This window comes from Pseudomonas sp. W3I7, from assembly GCF_030816095.1.
GTDB classification, from domain to species: Bacteria; Pseudomonadota; Gammaproteobacteria; order Pseudomonadales; family Pseudomonadaceae; genus Aquipseudomonas; species Aquipseudomonas salomonii.
The window spans coordinates 5294403-5313222 of the sequence record NZ_JAUSXP010000001.1; the positions used below are offsets into that span (position 1 = coordinate 5294403).

General features: G+C 58.5%; 16 protein-coding genes and 1 pseudogene. 10 read left to right on the forward strand and 7 right to left on the reverse strand.

Annotation, left to right across the window (positions count from 1 at the left end; all coding sequences use genetic code 11):
* Window positions 1-7: 7 nt before the first annotated feature.
* On the forward strand, window positions 8-1144 hold the full coding sequence (locus QF043_RS24450) for a hypothetical protein (protein ID WP_307420474.1): 1137 nt from the start codon (window positions 8-10) through the stop codon (window positions 1142-1144).
* Window positions 1145-1204: 60 nt separating this feature from the next.
* Here the strand turns inward: QF043_RS24450 and QF043_RS24455 are convergent, their stop codons facing one another.
* Together QF043_RS24455 and QF043_RS24460 are read right to left on the reverse strand one after the other, a co-directional pair.
* On the reverse strand, window positions 1205-1465 hold the full coding sequence (locus QF043_RS24455) for a hypothetical protein (protein ID WP_138816864.1): 261 nt from the start codon (window positions 1463-1465) through the stop codon (window positions 1205-1207).
* Between the two features lie 97 nt (window positions 1466-1562).
* Entirely contained in the window at window positions 1563-1808 is a 246-nt protein-coding gene (locus QF043_RS24460) for a hypothetical protein (RefSeq protein WP_307420475.1), read from the reverse strand.
* 380 nt (window positions 1809-2188) lie between these two features.
* On the opposite strand from QF043_RS24460, the gene QF043_RS24465 reads away from it, so the two are divergent.
* The gene (locus QF043_RS24465; protein WP_307420476.1) at window positions 2189-2518 is read left to right on the forward strand and encodes a hypothetical protein; all 330 of its coding nucleotides are present in this window, start codon (window positions 2189-2191) and stop codon (window positions 2516-2518) included.
* Between the two features lie 93 nt (window positions 2519-2611).
* On the opposite strand, the gene QF043_RS24470 is transcribed toward QF043_RS24465, so the two are convergent.
* Window positions 2612-4195, reverse strand: coding sequence for a peptide chain release factor 3 (locus QF043_RS24470; RefSeq protein WP_307420477.1), 1584 nt, complete (start codon window positions 4193-4195; stop codon window positions 2612-2614).
* Window positions 4196-4527: 332 nt separating this feature from the next.
* Between QF043_RS24470 and QF043_RS24475 the strand changes: the two genes are divergently transcribed.
* The 5 genes from QF043_RS24475 to QF043_RS24495 all read left to right on the forward strand — a co-directional run bounded on the left by QF043_RS24475 (window position 4528) and on the right by QF043_RS24495 (window position 9640).
* Window positions 4528-5244, forward strand: a complete 717-nt coding sequence (locus QF043_RS24475; RefSeq protein WP_307420478.1) for an ABC transporter permease — start codon at window positions 4528-4530, stop codon at window positions 5242-5244.
* A 20-nt stretch (window positions 5245-5264) separates the two neighbouring features.
* Complete coding sequence (locus tag QF043_RS24480) at window positions 5265-6161, forward strand: glycine betaine ABC transporter substrate-binding protein (RefSeq protein ID WP_307420479.1); 897 nt, start codon at window positions 5265-5267, stop codon at window positions 6159-6161.
* Window positions 6162-6172: 11 nt separating this feature from the next.
* Entirely contained in the window at window positions 6173-6826 is a 654-nt protein-coding gene (locus QF043_RS24485; protein ID WP_027604864.1) for an ABC transporter permease, read from the forward strand.
* Window positions 6823-7980: a betaine/proline/choline family ABC transporter ATP-binding protein gene (locus QF043_RS24490; protein ID WP_053131666.1), complete on the forward strand. Its 1158-nt coding sequence runs from the start codon at window positions 6823-6825 to the stop codon at window positions 7978-7980. Before QF043_RS24485 ends, QF043_RS24490 begins: the two co-directional genes overlap by 4 nt.
* A gap of 496 nt (window positions 7981-8476) precedes the next feature.
* A complete protein-coding gene (locus QF043_RS24495) occupies window positions 8477-9640 on the forward strand; it encodes a type III PLP-dependent enzyme (RefSeq protein ID WP_017138295.1) in 1164 nt (387 codons plus the stop codon).
* Between the two features lie 143 nt (window positions 9641-9783).
* On the opposite strand, the gene QF043_RS24500 is transcribed toward QF043_RS24495, so the two are convergent.
* Entirely contained in the window at window positions 9784-11265 is a 1482-nt protein-coding gene (locus QF043_RS24500; RefSeq protein ID WP_307420481.1) for a M10 family metallopeptidase C-terminal domain-containing protein, read from the reverse strand.
* Between the two features lie 177 nt (window positions 11266-11442).
* Here QF043_RS24500 and QF043_RS24505 point away from each other — a divergent pair.
* Window positions 11443-11618, forward strand: a pseudogene (locus tag QF043_RS24505) (type III PLP-dependent enzyme); the annotation flags it as partial.
* Between the two features lie 211 nt (window positions 11619-11829).
* Here the strand turns inward: QF043_RS24505 and QF043_RS24515 are convergent.
* From QF043_RS24515 to QF043_RS24525, 3 genes are all read right to left on the reverse strand, one after another.
* Window positions 11830-12096, reverse strand: a complete 267-nt coding sequence (locus tag QF043_RS24515) for a CopG family ribbon-helix-helix protein (RefSeq protein WP_307420482.1) — start codon at window positions 12094-12096, stop codon at window positions 11830-11832.
* A gap of 98 nt (window positions 12097-12194) precedes the next feature.
* Complete coding sequence (locus QF043_RS24520) at window positions 12195-12947, reverse strand: tetratricopeptide repeat protein (RefSeq protein ID WP_307420483.1); 753 nt, start codon at window positions 12945-12947, stop codon at window positions 12195-12197.
* A gap of 2 nt (window positions 12948-12949) precedes the next feature.
* Entirely contained in the window at window positions 12950-13630 is a 681-nt protein-coding gene (locus tag QF043_RS24525; RefSeq protein WP_305457718.1) for a Fe2+-dependent dioxygenase, read from the reverse strand.
* 206 nt (window positions 13631-13836) lie between these two features.
* On the opposite strand from QF043_RS24525, the gene QF043_RS24530 reads away from it, so the two are divergent.
* Window positions 13837-16122, forward strand: coding sequence for a TonB-dependent siderophore receptor (locus tag QF043_RS24530; RefSeq protein WP_307420484.1), 2286 nt, complete (start codon window positions 13837-13839; stop codon window positions 16120-16122).
* 136 nt (window positions 16123-16258) lie between these two features.
* Window positions 16259-18784 carry a sulfite reductase flavoprotein subunit alpha gene (locus QF043_RS24535; RefSeq protein ID WP_307420485.1) on the forward strand — a complete coding sequence of 842 codons (2526 nt, stop codon included), beginning with the start codon at window positions 16259-16261 and terminating at the stop codon, window positions 18782-18784.
* Window positions 18785-18820: the final 36 nt, after the last annotated feature.

Below are 18820 nucleotides of genomic sequence, written 5' to 3' on the forward strand. Positions count from 1 at the left end.
AGCGCTCATGACCACTTTCACAGTTTTTTTCTGCGGCACCGGCTCAACCAAATTTGATGACAGCAACGCCAACTATTGGAACGGCGAACTCATTTCCACCCTCGCGCAAAACACTTCAAGCCTCAGTAAAGAGTTTGCCGAATGGATCGTTATCGACGGGCCCGGCAGCGGCAATCTGCAAGCCGATGAAATGTTCACGGCGTCGGCGAACCATTTACAGCTAACGGGAACAGCCTTGGGTTCCGGCTGGGAGGAAAATGTGACTCACGCCCTCAATATCATGAAGGGCACCTTCACATGGCAGCGGACAAAACTGACCGAAGAGAACTACAACCAACTACAGAAAGCCGGCGTCCCCATTGAAGAGGTCAAAGCCACGGGCAGCTGGTATTGGCGCACGTATGACTACGGCACGCGCAAAGTAACGCAACAACAGCTGCAAGAGCAGATCATCAAGACCTTTCGAAAAGACGGCATCATTCCTACCCAAGTCAATCTGGTCGGTTGGAGCCGTGGCGGGATCAGTTGCCATATGCTGGCCAATGCCATGCGCAATGACAGTGCCTTAAAAAATGTGCCCGTCAACATCTTTGCAGTTGACCCTGTTCCGGGGTTGTTGAACTTCCAGGACAGCCGGGTAAAGCTCGGCAGCAACGTCAAAGAGTATGTAGCCTTTTACGCAAGGGATGAGCGATCACTCGGCTTCGCGTGTGTTGTTCCTGAGTTTGATACAGCGACCAAGGTGCATATTTACCCATTGCCAGGCCGCCACGCGACCTTAGTGGGCAATGCTGCTGCGGATGGTAATCAAGGCGCGAAGGTCTATGCAGAACCCGGTCAGATCGTTCGTCACTTTGCAGAAACATGCCTGACACGCTGGGGTGTTCGTTTGGAAAAGAAACTCAACCTGACCGCCGACCCGATAAATGAGCTTCTCACAAAGATGAAAAATGACCAGAGCGCTTATGTAACGATGCGTCGGACGGTTTACACCACACCGACTCAAATAGCAGGTGAGCGCAGCATTACCAAGGGCAGTAAAGAAATCAACTTCACGGCAGCAAGCAGTGCCAGTTATGCCCCGGAACCTGGGCTTGCAACAGACCATATTCCCAACAACGACTATTTCAAAGACATCGGCTGAACTGCAGCCCTTCCCGACGGTTGACGCGCCGCTAAGCGGGAAGGGCTTTTTCAGATCACCTTACGTATCGCTGTCACCTTCGGTGTCATCGTCATCTGGCGGGGCTTGCTGGTCATCGTCATCCTTGGAACCGCCCTGGTCTTCATCACCAGGCTCTGCCTCGCTCTTGGCCAACTGCAAACCACCCACCTGCGCCGTCTTCGCCGCCACATAGCCTGGGGCCTGGCTCTGCACGGCCGTACTGGCCCACGCCGATGAAGCGCCCAGCGATAACATCACCAACACTTTCAGCAACAGCACCAAACGTTGAAAGATAGTCATGGTCGATTTCCGTCCAGTCAGTGAAACACGTGCGCCAGTGTTCGACCGGCGCTGTGAATGAAGCTAGTTCCGTTCTCGGGTTTCTGCCAATAAGGCCTCAGGTATTGCCGTCATCGTAGGTTTCGCTGTCCTCACCTTCGTTGTAGGGGTTTTCTTGATCTTCCTTGGGGGCCGGCTGAACCTGGGGCTGCCAGCTGCCGGAGTTAACTTCCTTCTGCTTTTTCTTGGTGACCGGGCCAGTGTCTTTCCACTGTGGCGTGCCGGTATCCGCCAGCGCCGCTGTGCCGGCCAGGCCCAAAGCCGCCAGCAGCATCAGTTGGACGGCACGTTGAGTTATACGCAAGGTCGCCTCCGGATCCGTCGGTGAATGGGTGAAGCATTTGAATACGCTAGTCCGGATGCGGGGTTCTCGCCAATGCCACTGACACTATGAAGATCAAAATATGGGAGCTGGCTAGCCTGCGATAGCGGTGGGCCAGCCACTCATGGGGTGACTGACAGACCGCCATCGCAGGCAAGCCAGCTCCCACACTTGAGCGGCGTCGCACCTACAAAAAAGGGCGAAGCCATGACGGCTTCGCCCTTTGATATCACGCGGTGCGTGTTTCCGCCCCGAGCGTAGGAATATTCCGAAAATCTTAATGCTACAACCGAGTTTATTGCATCTAGCGAATACCCATCACTAAAGTCCTGACTCCACGAACTACTCCCGAGACACGTAAAGTGAAACCTTTTCTCGCCACCTGTGCACTCATCGCTGTCGTAGTAAACACCACCGCCTGCGGAGGCCTCTACAACAGCACCTACAATGACAACTGGGATTATTCAGACCGCAACAAAGACCAGCAACTTTCAAGGCAAGAGTGGAGTTCATACATGGACGATCGTTACGTTAAAACAGCAACAGACCTGGGTTATTCGGATAAATCAGAATTTGACAGCGTTGCCTTCAAGGCTGCCGACAAAGACAATAACAGTTTTATCTCACGGCCCGAATATGACCGCTTTGTCGTTGAGGCAACGACCCACAGTTACTTTCCAACTAAACGATAGTCAATTGAATGCTGGCCTGAGTGGTTTCAGCATCAGTTGCTGATACTCAACACGCCAAGCCGGGCCATACGTATTGTATGGCCCGCCTCGTTGTTAGTGATGCTCGCGGGTCGCACGGAATTTCACATCCGGCCAACGCTCTTCCATCAGCGCCAGGTTGACCCGGGTCGGTGCCAGGTAGGTCAGGTGACCACCGCCGTCGATCGCCAGGTTTTCCACGGCCTTGTTGGAGAACTCTTCCAGCTTCTTCTTATCGCTGCAATCGATCCAGCGTGCGGAGTACACGGTGATCGGCTCGTAGGAGCATTCAACCTTGTATTCCTCTTTCAAGCGGCTGGCGACCACATCGAACTGCAGCACACCAACGGCGCCAAGGATGATGTCGTTGCTGCGCTCGGGGAAGAACACCTGGGTGGCGCCCTCTTCCGCCAGCTGCTGCAAACCTTGGCGCAGTTGCTTGGATTTGAGCGGGTCACGCAGGCGTACGCGGCGGAACAGTTCCGGGGCGAAGTGCGGGATACCGGTGAAGCCCAGGGCTTCGCCTTCGGTGAAGGTGTCGCCGATCTGGATGGTGCCGTGGTTGTGCAGGCCGATGATGTCGCCGGCAAACGCCTCTTCCAGCTGTTCACGCTCCGAAGAGAAGAACGTCAGGGCGTCGCCGATGCGCACGTCCTTGCCGGTGCGCACGTGGCGCATCTTCATGCCTTTTTCGTATTTGCCGGAGCAGATACGCATAAAGGCGATACGGTCACGGTGTTTGGGGTCCATGTTCGCCTGGATCTTGAACACGAAGCCGGTGAATTTCTCTTCGACCGGTTCCACGGTGCGCTCGTTGGCAACCCGGGCCAGAGGCTTGGGCGCCCAATCCACCACGGCATCGAGCACATGGTCGACACCAAAGTTGCCCAGGGCGGTACCGAAGAACACCGGCGTCAGCTGGCCGTCGAGGAATTCCTGCTGGTTGAACGCGTGGCAGGCACCCTGCACCAGTTCCAGCTGGTCGACAAAACGGTCGTACTCATCACCCAGGTGGGCGCGGGCTTCGTCCGAGTCGAGTTTTTCGATGATCTTGGTTTCGGTGCGTTCGTGACCGTGGCCGGCGGTGTAGACAATGATGTAGTCATCAGCCAGGTGGTACACGCCCTTGAAGTCGCGGTAGCAGCCGATCGGCCAAGTGATCGGCGCGGCCTTGATCTTCAGGACCGCTTCGATTTCATCCAGCAACTCGATCGGGTCGCGGATGTCGCGGTCGAGTTTGTTGATGAAGCTGACGATGGGCGTGTCACGCAGGCGGCACACATCCATCAGCGCGATGGTCCGTGGCTCGACGCCTTTACCGCCGTCGAGAACCATCAAGGCCGAGTCCACCGCAGTCAGGGTGCGGTAGGTGTCTTCGGAGAAGTCTTCGTGGCCGGGGGTGTCGAGCAGGTTGACCATGTGGTCGCGATACGGGAACTGCATGACCGACGTGGTAATGGAAATACCCCGTTGCTTCTCCATCTCCATCCAGTCGGATGTCGCATGGCGGTCGGATTTGCGGGATTTCACCGTGCCGGCCACAGCGATTGCCTTGCCCATCAGCAGCAGCTTCTCGGTGATGGTGGTTTTACCGGCATCGGGGTGGGAAATAATGGCGAAAGTGCGGCGTTTCGCGACTTCGGCGGCCTGGTGGGTCATGGGAAATCGCCTGGCAGGTGAGTCAAAAAAGGGCGGCGAGTATAGCGCAAACACAGGGAGCCAGACCACCGTTCACCCGATTGGGGGTGGCTAAATGGTGCCAAGTGTGGAACCTTTTAAAAGGTAGAGACGTCCACTCCCCTGCTACCGCACTCGGAACAGGGGCTGAAAAATCAGCAAGTTAGCCTGACGAGGCTGCGCTCATGGCTCGATCGCATACCGCGTTGCCGGTATCGGCGAGCTGCTTTTCGCGAACACATTCGAAGGCAGCCAGGAATGGCATTGCCGCCGGAAAATGTGTTCGCCGACAAAAGAAAAAAAGGAGTCCGCCTGTGGCTATTCGCTATGGCAAAGGGCTGATAGGAGGCGTGGTTGTCGTCGCGCTCCTGGCCCTGCTGGTCCACTGGATCGGCATCAACACGATCGAACTGTACCGCGACGATTTGTTGTTTTACCTGCAAGCACACCTGATCCTCGTTCTAGTCTCCATGCTGGCCGCCCTCGTTGTAGGGATCCCCGCCGGTATCCTACTCAGCCGACCGAACATGGTCGGGCGCGCAGAACGTTTCATGCAGATCTTCAACATCGGCAACACCGTCCCTCCCCTGGCCGTACTGGCCATCGCCCTCGGCGTCCTCGGCATCGGCAGTGGCCCGGCCATCTTCGCGTTGTTCCTCGCCTCGTTGCTGCCCATCGTGCGCAACACCTACGAAGGCCTCAAAAACGTTCAAGGCTCACTCAAAGAAGCCGCCACCGGCATCGGCATGACGCCGCGTCAGGTGCTGTTTCGCGTGGAACTGCCCAACGCCGTACCGATCATCATCGGCGGCGTGCGCGTGGCCCTGGCGATCAACGTGGGTACTGCGCCACTGGCGTTCCTGATCGGCGCCAACAGCCTTGGCAGCCTGATTTTCCCCGGCATCGCCCTGAACAATCAGCCGCAACTGCTGCTCGGCGCCGCGTGCACCGCGCTGCTGGCATTGCTGCTCGACGGCCTGGTGACCATGGCCAGCCGCCTCTGGCTGGAACGCGGAGTGCGTGCGTCTTAAGGCTTGGCAAAGGAAATCACATGAAAAAACTGACCTTGATATTGAGCTGCGTCCTGCTGTTTGCAGGGTTTGCGCAAGCCGCCGAAAAACCGGTAATTCGCATCGGCGCCCGGGTGTTCACCGAACAGACCCTGCTCGCCGAAATCACTTCCCAGTACCTGCGCACCAAAGGCTACGACACCCGCGTGACCGGCGGCCTGGGCAGTAACCTGGCGCGCAGTGCCCAGGAAAGCGGGCAGCTGGATTTGATCTGGGAGTACACCGGCGTGTCGCTGGTGGCCTACAACCACGTCGATGAGAAGCTCGACAGCGAACAGTCCTACGCCCGGGTTAAAGAACTCGACGCGAAAAAAGGCCTGATCTGGCTCTCTCCGTCGCACTTCAGCAATACCTACGCCCTGGCACTGCCTGAAAAAGTGGCCAAGGAACATCCTGAAATCAACAGCATCAGCGACCTCACCCAAGCCATGGCGCAACACACCAAGGAAAACCGCCTGGTGGCCCTGGACACTGAGTTCGCCAACCGCTCCGACGGCCTGGCCGGCATGGTCAAGCTGTACGACATGAACCTCACGCGCAAAAACACTCGGCAGATGGACGCCGGCCTGGTCTACACCGCGCTGCGTAATGGCCAGGTGTTTGCGGGCTTGGTCTACACCACCGACGGTCGCCTGAATGCCTTCAAATTGAAGCTGCTGGAAGACGACAAGCACTACTTCCCGGACTACACCGCCGCGCCGGTGGTGCGTCAGGTTTATCTCGACGCCCACCCGCAATTGGCCGCCGACCTGAAACCACTGGCCGCGCTGTTCGACGACGAAACCATGCGCCAGCTGAACGCGCGGGTTGACGTCGACCATGAAAGCCCATCCGCCGTGGCCGCAGATTTTCTGCGCCAGCATCCCATCAGCCAATAAGAGGAGAAGACATGGAATTTTTAAACGCCTTTTCCCATCTTGATTGGGCCCAGGTCCTGCACCTGACCTGGCAGCACATCACCCTGGTCGGCATTGCCGTCATCCTGGCAATCGTCGTGGGTGTGCCCCTCGGCGTGCTGATGACGCGCTTCCCGACCCTGGCCGGCCCGCTGCAAGCCAGCGCCACGGTGCTGCTGACCGTGCCGTCCATCGCGCTGTTCGGCCTGCTGCTGCCGTTCTACTCTAAGTTCGGCCAGGGCCTGGGGCCGATGCCGGCGATCACCGCCGTGTTCCTCTACTCCCTGCTGCCGATCATGCGTAACACCTACCTGGCACTGACCGGCGTTGAGCCGGGCATTCGCGAAGCCGCCAAAGGCATCGGCATGACCTTCGGCCAGCGCCTGCGCATGGTCGAACTGCCGATCGCCGTGCCGGTGATCCTCGCCGGTGTGCGCACCGCTGTGGTGATGAACATTGGCGTCATGACCATTGCCGCCACCATCGGCGCCGGTGGCCTGGGTGTACTTATTCTGGCTTCCATCAGCCGCAGCGACATGTCGATGCTGATCGTTGGCGCCGTACTGGTCAGTCTCCTGGCCATCTTCGCCGACCTGCTTCTGCAATGGCTGCAACGCTCGCTGACTCCAAAAGGACTGCTCAAATGATCGAACTTCAAAACCTGACCAAGACTTTTCAAAGCAACGGCAAAACCGTATCCGCCGTGAACGACGTAAGCCTGACCGTCAACGAAGGCGAGATTTGCGTATTCCTCGGCCCGTCGGGCTGCGGCAAAAGCACCACGCTGAAAATGATCAACCGCTTGATCAAGCCCACTTCGGGCAAGATTTTGATCAATGGCGAAGACACCACCGACCTCGACGAAGTGACCCTGCGCCGCAACATCGGCTATGTGATCCAGCAGATCGGCCTGTTCCCGAACATGACCATCGAAGAAAACATCGTGGTGGTCCCCAAGCTGCTGGGCTGGGACAAGCAGAAATGCCATGACCGCGCCCGCGAATTGATGAGCATGATCAAGCTCGAACCCAAGCAGTACCTGCATCGCTACCCGCGTGAACTCTCGGGCGGCCAGCAGCAGCGCATCGGCGTGATCCGCGCGCTGGCGGCGGATGCGCCGTTGCTGCTGATGGACGAGCCGTTCGGCGCGGTCGACCCGATCAACCGCGAAATGATCCAGAACGAGTTTTTCGAGATGCAACGGGCGCTGAACAAGACCGTGATCATGGTCAGCCACGACATCGACGAAGCGATCAAGCTGGGCGACAAGATTGCCATCTTCCGCGCCGGCAAGCTGCTGCAGATCGACCACCCGGACACGCTGCTGGCGCATCCGGCTGACGAGTTCGTGAGCAATTTTGTCGGCCAGGACAGCACCCTCAAGCGCCTGCTCCTGGTGAAAGCCGAAGACGCGGCGGACAACGCCCCGTCGGTAAGCCCGGAAACCCCGGTGGCCGAAGCGCTGGAGTTGATGGACGAGACGGACCGCCGTTATGTGGTGGTCACCTGCGCCGAGAACAAGGCACTGGGCTATGTACGACGCCGCGACCTGCACCGTCAGACCGGTACGTGCGGCCAGTACCTGCGCGAGTTCAACGCCACGGCGGCGTATGACGAGCATTTGCGCATCCTGCTGTCGCGCATGTACGAGTTCAACCGTTCGTGGTTGCCGGTGATGGACGCTGAGCGGGTGTTCCTCGGTGAAGTGACCCAGGAGTCGATCGCCGAGTACCTGAGTTCCGGTAAGTCCCGTGGGGGCAAGACCAGTATTGTTTCGCCGGCCGAAACCGCGCTGGCCTGATTAACGTCTGTGGCGAGGAGCTTGCTCCCGTTGGGCCGCGCAGCAGCCCCAGAACAGACGACTCAATAGTTTCAGGTAAACGGGGTTGACTGATTTTGGGGGCGCTTCGCGCCCCAGCGGGAGCAAGCTCCCTCGCCACAGAAGTGCTCCACATTCCCCTCAAATAACACTCCTGGGGGAACATCAATCCGTCACACCTGTCGGTTACATAAGTAGCTGCACGCGACCTCGCGACGAACGCGTGCAAAAACGCGACATTTTTAGTTGATCTATGGCCCCTCACGTCCTAAAGTTCGCGCCGAACGTCCATGCTGGAAACGATCCATCCGGCTCAAGTACTGACGACGAGACAGCAAGGCCAAGGGAAGCGGTAATTCCCATGGCCTTTTTGCTTTCGGCGACATGCCTTGGGAAGTAGGCGAACCAAAGTGGGGATACGGAGGACGTTCATTTGCACCCATTGTTTATTAAAGTTTGCCCTTAGGAGCTCCCCAGCATGTCGATCAACGTCGAAGATTATTTCGCGCGCGCCACTTTTGACAAAATGAAGGCGTTCGCCGACAAGCAAGAAACCCCGTTCGTGGTGATCGACACCGCGATGATCAGCCAGGCCTACGATGACCTGCGCGCCGGTTTCGAATTCGCCAAAGTCTATTACGCGGTCAAGGCCAACCCGGCCGTCGAGATCATCGACCTGTTGAAAGACAAGGGTTCGAGCTTCGACATCGCGTCTATCTACGAGCTGGATAAAGTGATGGACCGTGGCGTCAGCCCGGACCGTATCAGCTACGGCAACACCATCAAGAAATCCAAGGACATCCGCTACTTCTTTGATAAAGGCGTGCGTCTGTTCTCCACCGACTCCGAAGCCGACCTGCGCAACATCGCCAAGGCCGCGCCGGGTTCGAAAGTGTATGTGCGTATCCTCACCGAAGGCTCGACCACGGCCGACTGGCCGTTGTCGCGCAAATTCGGCTGCCAGACCGACATGGCCATGGACCTGCTGATCCTCGCCCGTGACCTGGGCCTGGTGCCTTACGGCATCTCCTTCCACGTCGGCTCGCAACAGCGCGACATCAGCGTGTGGGACGCGGCGATCGCCAAGGTCAAAGTGATCTTCGAGCGCCTGAAGGAAGAAGACGGCATCCACCTCAAGCTGATCAACATGGGTGGCGGCTTCCCGGCCAACTACATTACCCGCACCAACAGCCTGGAAACCTACGCCGAAGAAATCATCCGCTTCCTCAAGGAAGATTTCGGCGACGACCTGCCGGAAATCATCCTGGAGCCAGGCCGTTCGTTGATCGCCAACGCCGGTATCCTGGTCAGCGAAGTGGTACTGGTTGCACGTAAATCGCGCACCGCCGTCGAGCGTTGGGTGTACACGGATGTGGGCAAGTTCTCCGGCCTGATCGAAACCATGGACGAAGCCATCAAGTTCCCGATCTGGACCGAGAAGAAAGGCGAGATGGAAGAAGTGGTCATCGCCGGCCCAACCTGTGACAGCGCCGATATCATGTACGAAAACTACAAGTACGGCCTGCCGCTGAACCTGGCGATTGGTGATCGTTTGTACTGGCTGTCGACCGGTGCGTACACCACCAGCTACAGCGCGGTTGAGTTCAACGGCTTTCCGCCGCTGAAGTCTTACTACGTGTAAGATCCGCGCACACAAAAAACCCATGACATGTCATGGGTTTTTTTATGAGGGCTACGTTTCAGCGATCTTCGCGTACGGGCCGCTCATCGGTTCGCTGAATCACAGACAATTCAAGAGCCCACAGCGTGACGCGTCTGATGGCGTCAAACAACAATGTCATCACGCCGCACTGTTCCGCGGACATAAATTTGCATATCCATTTTGCCATCTCCCGTAGTGTCCATCCTCAACAGCGTCTGCTGCAGGGTACGGTCGTAATTCACAAGCACATCACCGGGCTTGGTGATAAACGTCGGATTGTTCGGGTTTTGCGCTTTTCTGTGGTCAAGCGCCAGCCTGGAAACGAGGTTCAGCGGGCCTGATTGTCGGCGCATGCCGGAAAGGTCGATCCTGTCCTTGCCGCTGACAAAATCCATCACCAGGTTCGGCTTGCCGCTGGACGTCGTATCAAAGGCAAAAGTATCCGCGCCCTCTCCACCCCACATCTGCGCGCCACCACTGCCGCCGTAAAGGAGATCGCGATTGCCACCGCCGCGCAGGACATTGAAAGCGGCATTGCCGATCAATATGTTCTTGCCTTTGCCGCCCCTGGCCTCCTCAATCGTCACGCCGTGAGCGATGCCAACGTTACCCGCCAACCCGCCGACTGAAGAAAGCGAGCCCTCATTGAGGTTGATCGTCTGATCTTGAGTGAATTCAGAAAAATCGAGGGTGTCCCAACCGCCACCATCCCACACCGCGAACAGCGGCTTGTCTTGGGAAGTTTTCAAGCTGTAGTGATCACGATGGGTATTGGAGTTGAAGCCGTAAACCGTATTGCCTTTACGGGTGGAATAGTTGGCACCATATTTTGATTGGATTCCCGCCATATCATCAATCATCAGGCTGACCGGCTGTACAATCTCTTCAGCGGCGCTGAGTAACGGAATGTTATAGCTCATGACCGTGTAATTTTTCCAGTTCTCAAAATAATCACTGGGTTCAAGCGCTTCATTTTTTTCAGAAAACGGATGGTCCAGACCCAGGCCATGCCCCACCTCGTGGATCAAGTTAGAGCGCCAGCTTTCCTCACTGACAAGACTTTCATCAACACCGTCCACCGTAGTGAATTTGCTGTCCCGATCCAGATGGCGCAGCCACACTTCGCCCTGGTGCTCCTTGTTGTCCGGAACCGGCGGGTAAGCAAACCCTCCTTCGCCGGCTCGACTGCCAGTGCTGTAAGCTCTATAGGTCAGGTGCCCTTCACTTGCAGCGCTACCTGTTTTTTCTGTGAACGTTACATTGGCAACATCGGCATATTCCTGCTGTGCTTTCCTGACAAATTCTTTCTGCCTCATGGTAAGCGGTATTATTTTCTCGACATTATGTTTGCTGAGGTCAACGCGGTATTCTTCGGATTGTTGTGCTGGAGCGGTGGAAAACTCATAAGTAAGTTCCGTCTTCCCGTTTCTATTGCGATCGATCCAGCCGGCGCCAGAACGAGTCAGTCGAGTGGCCACCTGAGCGCTGGTCATTGACGGCTCATCATGCTCACCTTTGGCTTTACCGCCTCGTTTTTCTTCTTCGAGAACTTTCTGAAGCAGTTCATAATTCGCAGAACCAGATGGCTGATTGGCCCGTATCATAAATACCTACTGTGGGTGCTTAGCAGAAGCAGTGCTTACCTGGAAACACGCTTCAACCGTTTGTGAATAAGAGCCACAAACATGCCACTCTTCCTGCCACACAATCTCCAGACTCATCTCCCAGCAAGGTCAGTCCATTCGGTTTTAATTGTCGTCTGCGCGGCCTTGCTCACTGCAGGAAAATTCTCCGGTCGGATCGAAACCATGGACGAAGCCATCAAGTTCCCGATCTGGACCGAGAAAAAAGGTGAGATGGAAGAAGGGGTCATCGTCTGTACTGGCTGTCGACCGGTGCATACACCACCAGCTACAGCGCGGTTGAGTTCAACGGCTTTGCGCCGCTGAAGTCTTGATACGTGTAACAACGCTGCACACAAAAACCCCATGACATGTCATGGGGTTTTTTAGGGGTGTCTACAGTTCAACGATCTTCGCGCACGTGCCATAAGCGCAAAATATAGAGTGACTGCACTGTGCGCGCCACCGCCATGCGATTTACAACGGCCAGGAAGTCGAAAAGTCGAGCCAGATCTGATAAGGCCTTACTGGTCGTCTTCAACTCCATCAGCGAGGTACCGGCAGCGGCGTATCAGTGCTTAAACTATCCGCCCAGGCTTGAACGGCTTGCTGATCAATTACCCGACCAGCATCAACATCGGTCATGGCCTCTCGTGTCAGCCGACTGCGTTCTTCCTCCATATCGACCCAATCGGCGAGCGCTTGCTTAACGATCCAGCCATGCGAACGATCCATCCGTGCCGCCATCTGATCGACTTTTTGCGCCAAGGCCGTGGGGACGTGAGCGGTCAGTACTTTAGTGTCGGCGCCCATAAATCCTCTCTTCGCAGCATCGCGAAACATATGATTAAATCTGAATCAGCTTCAATCATGGTGATTCAGAGTGGTGCAGCAACCGCTAACCCATGCCGTTAATGGTTTAATTGAGCCACTCGCTGCTCGAAATCCTTAGCCAAAGACCTGATTTGCGGCTGCGCTGCATTTAACAGTGCCTTGTGCGCCGTGCGCAAAAACTTGAGATTCCCTCCAGCCAGCGCCTTGCGCAACCAACCCAGCGCCTCATCGATCTGGCCTCTGTCAGCCAGCACCGCCGCATAGCTGAACTGCCCGCGAAAATCCCCGCCTTCGGCTGAGCGCCGATACCACGCCACGGCCGCGTCCAGATCCTGAGGGCAATACTGGCCGTCTTCCAGATACCGCCCCAGCAGGTTCATCGACTTGGCATGACCCTGCTCTGCGGCCAGCCGGTAAAACGCCAGCGCTTGCGGCCGGTTCTCAGCAATACCTCGGCCGGTCGCCAGCAAGTTGGCGTAGTTGTACTGCCCCCAATCCAATCCAGCTTCTGCCGCCAGACGATAATTGCGCGCCGCCGCTGCTTCATCGACGGCGCAACCCCAGCCATGCTCCAGGCAACGCCCCACCATATTGCGCGCCATCGTATGCCCGGCATGGGCCGCGATCTGGAACCAGCGCAGTGCCAGCGCTTCATCGCGTGCAATGCCGCGCCCTTCCAGCAGGATTTGCCCGAGCAACGCTTGAGCGTCGACCACGCCTTCCTTGGCTGCCATCAAAATCGCCTGGGCCGCGCGCACCGGGGAGTCGTCGAGCATGCTTTGCAGTTGCTCGACGTTGAGCACTTCTTCGCGGCGCAATAAAAAACCCATGCTTACACCTCAACCCAGCGGCGCAGCAGGTTGTGGTAGGTGCCGGTGAGCTGGATCAGCGCCGGGTGGTCGGGGACGTCACGGGTCAATTGCTGGATAGCGCCGTCCATTTCGAACAGCAACGTGCGCTGGCTGTCTTCGCGCACCAGGCTTTGGGTCCAGAAGAACGAGGCATAGCGCGCGCCACGGGTCACGGCGTTGACTTTGTGCAGGCTGGAACCGGGGTACAAGACCATATCGCCCGCCGGCAGTTTTACCCGTTGCAGGCCGAAGGTGTCTTGAATCTCCAGCTCACCGCCGTCGTATTCCTGCGGGTCGCTGAAGAACAGCGTGGACGACAAATCCGTGCGCACCCGCTCATGACTGCCCCGCGCCTGGCGCACGGCGTTGTCGATATGGAAATCAAAACTGCCACCGGCCGTGTAGCAGTTGAGCAACGGCGGGAAGACTTTGTGCGGTAACGCCGCCGACATAAACAACGGGTTGTTCCACAAACGCTCGAGCATCGCCGCACCGATTTCCTTGGCCAGCGGGTGGCCTTCGGGCAACTGCAGGTTGTGCTTGGCTTTGGCGGATTGGTGCCCGGCAGTGATTTTACCGTCGGCCCACTCAGTGTTTTCCAGGGCTTGGCGAATGCGCAGCACCTCCTCGCGAGAGAACAGGCCGGGAATATGCAGCAACATGAGGCAATACCTGAAAACAGAGAGGCGCTAATGGTATTGATTCTTATCTGCCCTGTAAAACACGGCGGACGAATGAGTGGGTAAAAACCGTAAGGCAAAAGTGTAAAGAATGTAAATCCAGTGCGAATAGTAATGTATCGCAATTGATAGAAAGTCTTGTTGACCCTATATTCCGCGGCCTCACCTCCTTGGGGAAAGGATTCGTTATGTCGCGCACTACGCTAAAAACACCTGCCAGTTCACCACGCATGCTGGCTTCGGCCATCGGCGTTGCACTCAGTGCCAGCTCTGCCGCCCAACTGGCGCAAGCGGCCGAAAGCACCGAACCAAAAGGCGAGCGCAACAGCATCTCCCTCGGCGCCACCAGCATTACCGGCCAGGAACAGGACAACACCTCCTACCAGGTCGAAAAAGCCTCGTCGCAAAAGTACACCGCGCCGCTGGTGGACACCCCGCGCTCGGTCACCGTGGTGCCGCAGCAAGTGCTCAAAGACACCGCCGCCACCTCGCTGCAGGATGCCTTGCGCACCGTACCGGGCATCACCTTTGGCGCCGGCGAAGGCGGCAACCCCCAGGGCGATCGCCCGTTCATCCGTGGTTTTGACGCCCAGGGCGACACCTACCTGGATGGCGTGCGCGACACCGGTGGCCAGAGCCGCGAGATCTTCGACATCGAATCGATCGAAGTCAGCAAGGGCCCCAACTCCTCGTTCGGCGGTCGTGGCTCGGCCGGTGGCAGCATCAACCTGGTGAGCAAGACGCCACAAGCGCGTGACTTCACCAACGGCGGCTTTACCTACGGCTCCGACCAGACCCGCCGCTACGTGCTTGACGTGAACCGTCAGTTCCTCGACAACGCCGCGTTCCGTTTGAACCTGATGAGTCACGAACAGAATGTGGCCGGCCGCGACACCATCAACTACGACCGCTGGGGCGTGGCACCGTCGCTGACCTTCGGCCTGGGCACACCGACGCGCGTCAACTTCAGCTACTACCACATGGAAAGCAACGACCTCCCGGACTCGGGCATTCCGTATGGCTACAGCTCGCCGACCGCCACTGCCCATGGGCATGACAAACCCACCGACGGCGGCGACAGCAACAATTTCTACGGCTTGAAAGACCGCGATTTTCGCAAGACCCGCGCCGACATCAGCACGTTCTCCATCGAGCACGACCTGAACGACAACATGACGCTGAAAAACACCCTGCGCCATGGCAGCACCGGCCAGGATTACGTACTCACTCAGCCGGATGACAGCCAGCGCAACGTCAGCCGTTTCGGCACCGTGTGGCGCCGCGCCAACTCCCGCGTGTCGACCACCGACACCACCACCAACCAGACCGATCTGTTCGGCAACTTCCAACTGGCGGGCATGAAGCACTCGTACTCCACCGGCCTGGAATTCACCGGTGAAGAAACCCGCGTCAACGGCTACACCGTCAGCCCGAACAGCAACCCGACCTGCACCGTGGCCAAAGGCAGCCTGGGCGGCCAGTGCACCTCGTTGAGCAACCCGACACCGGATGACGCCTGGACCGGCAGCGTAGCCCGCAACTACATGGGCACCAACACCAAGGCCACCAGCCGCGCCGCCTATGTGTTCGACACCATCGAGCTGGACCCGAAATGGCTGCTGAACGTCGGCGTGCGTTACGACACGTTTGATACAGAAGCCAACACCAACGCCGCTGCTGGCCGCAGCAAGCTCAAGGACGACAGCCAATTCTTCAACTGGCAGGCGGGTCTGGTCTGGAAGCCGCTGGAAAACGGCAGCATCTACACCTCCTACGCCACCTCGGCGCAGCCGGTCGGCGGCCTGGTGGGTGAAGGGCAAGAAACCAATGGTTTCGTCACCGGCATCAACACCAGCGACCTGAAACCCGAAGAAACCGTCAACTATGAGCTGGGCACCAAGTGGGACCTGTTCCACAACCGCCTGTCGTTGACGGCAGCAGTGTTCCGTACCGAGAAGAAAAACACGCGAATCCTGGTGGACTCCAACACCTTCGAAAACGGCGGCGAATCCCGCGTCGATGGCCTGGAACTGTCGGCCAGCGGCAAGCTCACCGATCAATGGCAAGTGTTTGCCGGCTACAGCTACCTGAAAAGCGAACTGGTCGACCCAGGCAAAATCGGCAACCGTCAAAACGTAGTGTCTGCCGGCTCCAACAAAGGCAACCAAATGCCTAACACGCCGAAAAATACCTTCAGCCTGTGGACCACTTACGACATCACGCCAAAACTGACCATCGGCGGCGGCGCGTTCTACGTCGATCAGGTGTACGGCGACCCGGCCAACACCGTCTACGTCCCGGCCTACACCCGCTACGACGCGATGGCCAGCTACAAGCTGACCAAGAACGTCGACCTGCAATTGAACGTACAGAACCTGACCGACAAGACCTACTACGACAAAGCCTACGCGGCGCACTTTGCCAACCAGGCCGCCGGGCGTACGGCGCTGTTGACCACCAGTTTCCACTTCTAAACCCGGTCAACGTTCGACCACAAGCCCCACGCATCGGATGCGTGGGGCTTTTGCGTGTAAAACAGAATATTTCTCGTTAGCCCACGGCATAATGCGCGCCGTGGCAACGACATCCAGATGAGCGAGGCGGTCCGACGTGTTGAAAAAAACCCTGTTCCAATTGCACTGGTTCTTCGGCATCACTGCCGGGCTGGTGCTGGCGTTGATGGGGATGACCGGGGCTGCGGTCTCGTTTCAGGATGAAATCCTGCGGGCGCTGAACCCCACAGTCTTGAAGGTCGAAAAACGCGAAGCCGGTGTGCTGCCGCCTGCCGAACTGGTGCGCAAACTTGAGGCAACCGAAGGCGAGACTGTGTCGATGCTGTGGGTGGAAAGCGACAGCGGCAACGCCGCGCGCGTGTTCTTCACCGCCCCGCCGGGCGAACGGCGTGGCCAGATGCGCTACTTCGACCCCTACACCGGCGACTACATGGGCGACGCCGTCGGCCAGGATGTGCTCGGCTTTATCTTGCAGTTGCACCGCTTCCTCTCCATGGGCGAAACCGGGCGTAACATCACTGGCGCCTGCACCCTGCTCCTGGTGTTCTTCTGCCTCTCGGGCCTGTACCTGCGCTGGCCGCGTCAGGTGGCGAGCTGGCGCGCCTGGCTGACGCTGGACTGGCGCAAGAAAGGTCGCAGTTTCAACTGGGACCTGCACTCGGTATTCGGCACCTGGTGCCTGCTGTTCTACCTGTTCTCGGCGCTCACCGGCCTGTATTGGTCCTACGACTGGTACAGCCAGGGCCTGAACAAACTGCTGTCCGACGCCCCGCAAAACGAGCGCCTGCGCAAGCGGGGCCCGCCGCCCGAAGGCCCGGCGCCGGTGGCCAACTACGACGCCATATGGAGCAGCATCTACGCCAACGCCGGCCCCGGTTTGATCGCCTACAACATTCGCATGCCGGCCGTCGCCGGGCAGCCGGCCATCGTGTATTACCTGCTCAACTCATCGCCCCACGACCGCGCGCTGAACCAGATCAACCTGGACCCGGGCACCGGCGAGGTCAAATCCCACGACCCGTACGCCAGCAAAACGCTCAAGTCCCAGTTGCTCACCAGCATTTATGCGTTGCACACCGGCAGCTATTTCGGTTGGACCGGGCGGATTATCCTCACCCTCAGCTCGCTGATGATGCCGTTGTTCTTTATTACCGGCTGGCTGCTGTACCTGGATCGTCGCCGCAAAAAACGCCAGGTGCGCGACGCCCGTAAAGGCCTCGGCGCCAACCACAGCGACGCGCCGGCCTGGCTGATCGGCTTTGCCAGCCAGAGCGGTTTCGCCGAACAGTTGGCCTGGCAAACCGCCGGGCAATTGCAGGCCGCCGGTTTGCCGGTGAAGGTGCAGCCGCTGGGCAGCGTCAGTCAGGACGACTTGCGCCAATCGCAGCACGCGCTGTTCGTGGTCAGCACCTTCGGCGATGGCGAAGCGCCCGACAGCGCCCGGGGGTTTGAGCGCAACGTACTGGGCCAGGACTTGTCGCTCAAAGGCCTGAACTACTCGGTGCTGGCCCTGGGTGATCGCCAATATGAACACTTCTGCGGCTTTGCCCGGCGCCTGCATTTCTGGCTGACCCACCAGGGCGGCACGCCGTTGTTCGCGCCGGTGGAAGTCGACAGCGGCGACAGCCAAGCACTGCTGATATGGCAACAGCAACTGGGCCAACTCACCGGCCACGCGCCGGCAGCGGCCTGGCAGGCGCCTCAGTTTGAAAACTGGACCCTTAGCCATCGCATCCTGCTTAACCGCGACAGCGTAGGCTCAGACATCTACCTGCTGGGCCTCACATCGCCTGCGCCGCAAAGCTGGTTGGCCGGTGACCTGGTGGAAGTGCTGCCGCGCAATTGCCCGTGGGCCATCGAGCATTTCCTCGCCGGCCTGGGCCTGGTCGGCAGCGATGGTGTGTTGATCGACGGCCTGGCGCAAACCCTCAACCAGGCTTTGGCCACCCGCCAACTGCCGGACAACCGCGCGCACCTGGTCGGCCTGCACGCACAAGCGCTGGTCAACGCACTGGTGCCCTTGGGCATGCGCGAATACTCCATCGCCTCGATCGCCAGCGATGGTGTGCTGGAGCTGATCGTGCGCCAGGAACGCCACCCCGACGGCAGCCTGGGCCTGGGCTCTGGCTGGCTGACCGAATACGCCGCCATCGGCTCCGGCATCAGCCTGCGCCTGCGCCGCAACAGTGGCTTCCACTTGCCCGAAGCGCCGGTGCCGCTGATCCTGCTGGGCAACGGCACCGGCCTGGCCGGCCTGCGCAGTTTGCTTAAAGCGCGTATTGCCGATGGCCAACAGCGCAACTGGCTGCTGTTCGGCGAACGCAATATTGCCCACGACTACCTGTGCCAGGACGAGCTGCAAGGCTGGCTGGCCAGCGGTGACCTGGCCCTGCTGGACCTGGCGTTTTCCCGCGACCAGGCAGAGAAAATCTACGTACAGGACCGCCTTCGCGAATCGGCAGACGTATTGCGTAGATGGCTGGCCGAAGGCGCCGCGATTTATGTGTGCGGCAGCTTGCAGGGCATGGCCACGGGTGTGGATCAGGTGCTGCACGAGGTGCTGGGCAGCGAAGCGGTGGAGCGCTTGATTGAGCAGGGCCGCTATCGTCGGGATGTGTACTAAGCCCTCATAAACACCGAGGAGCAAATGTGGGAGCTG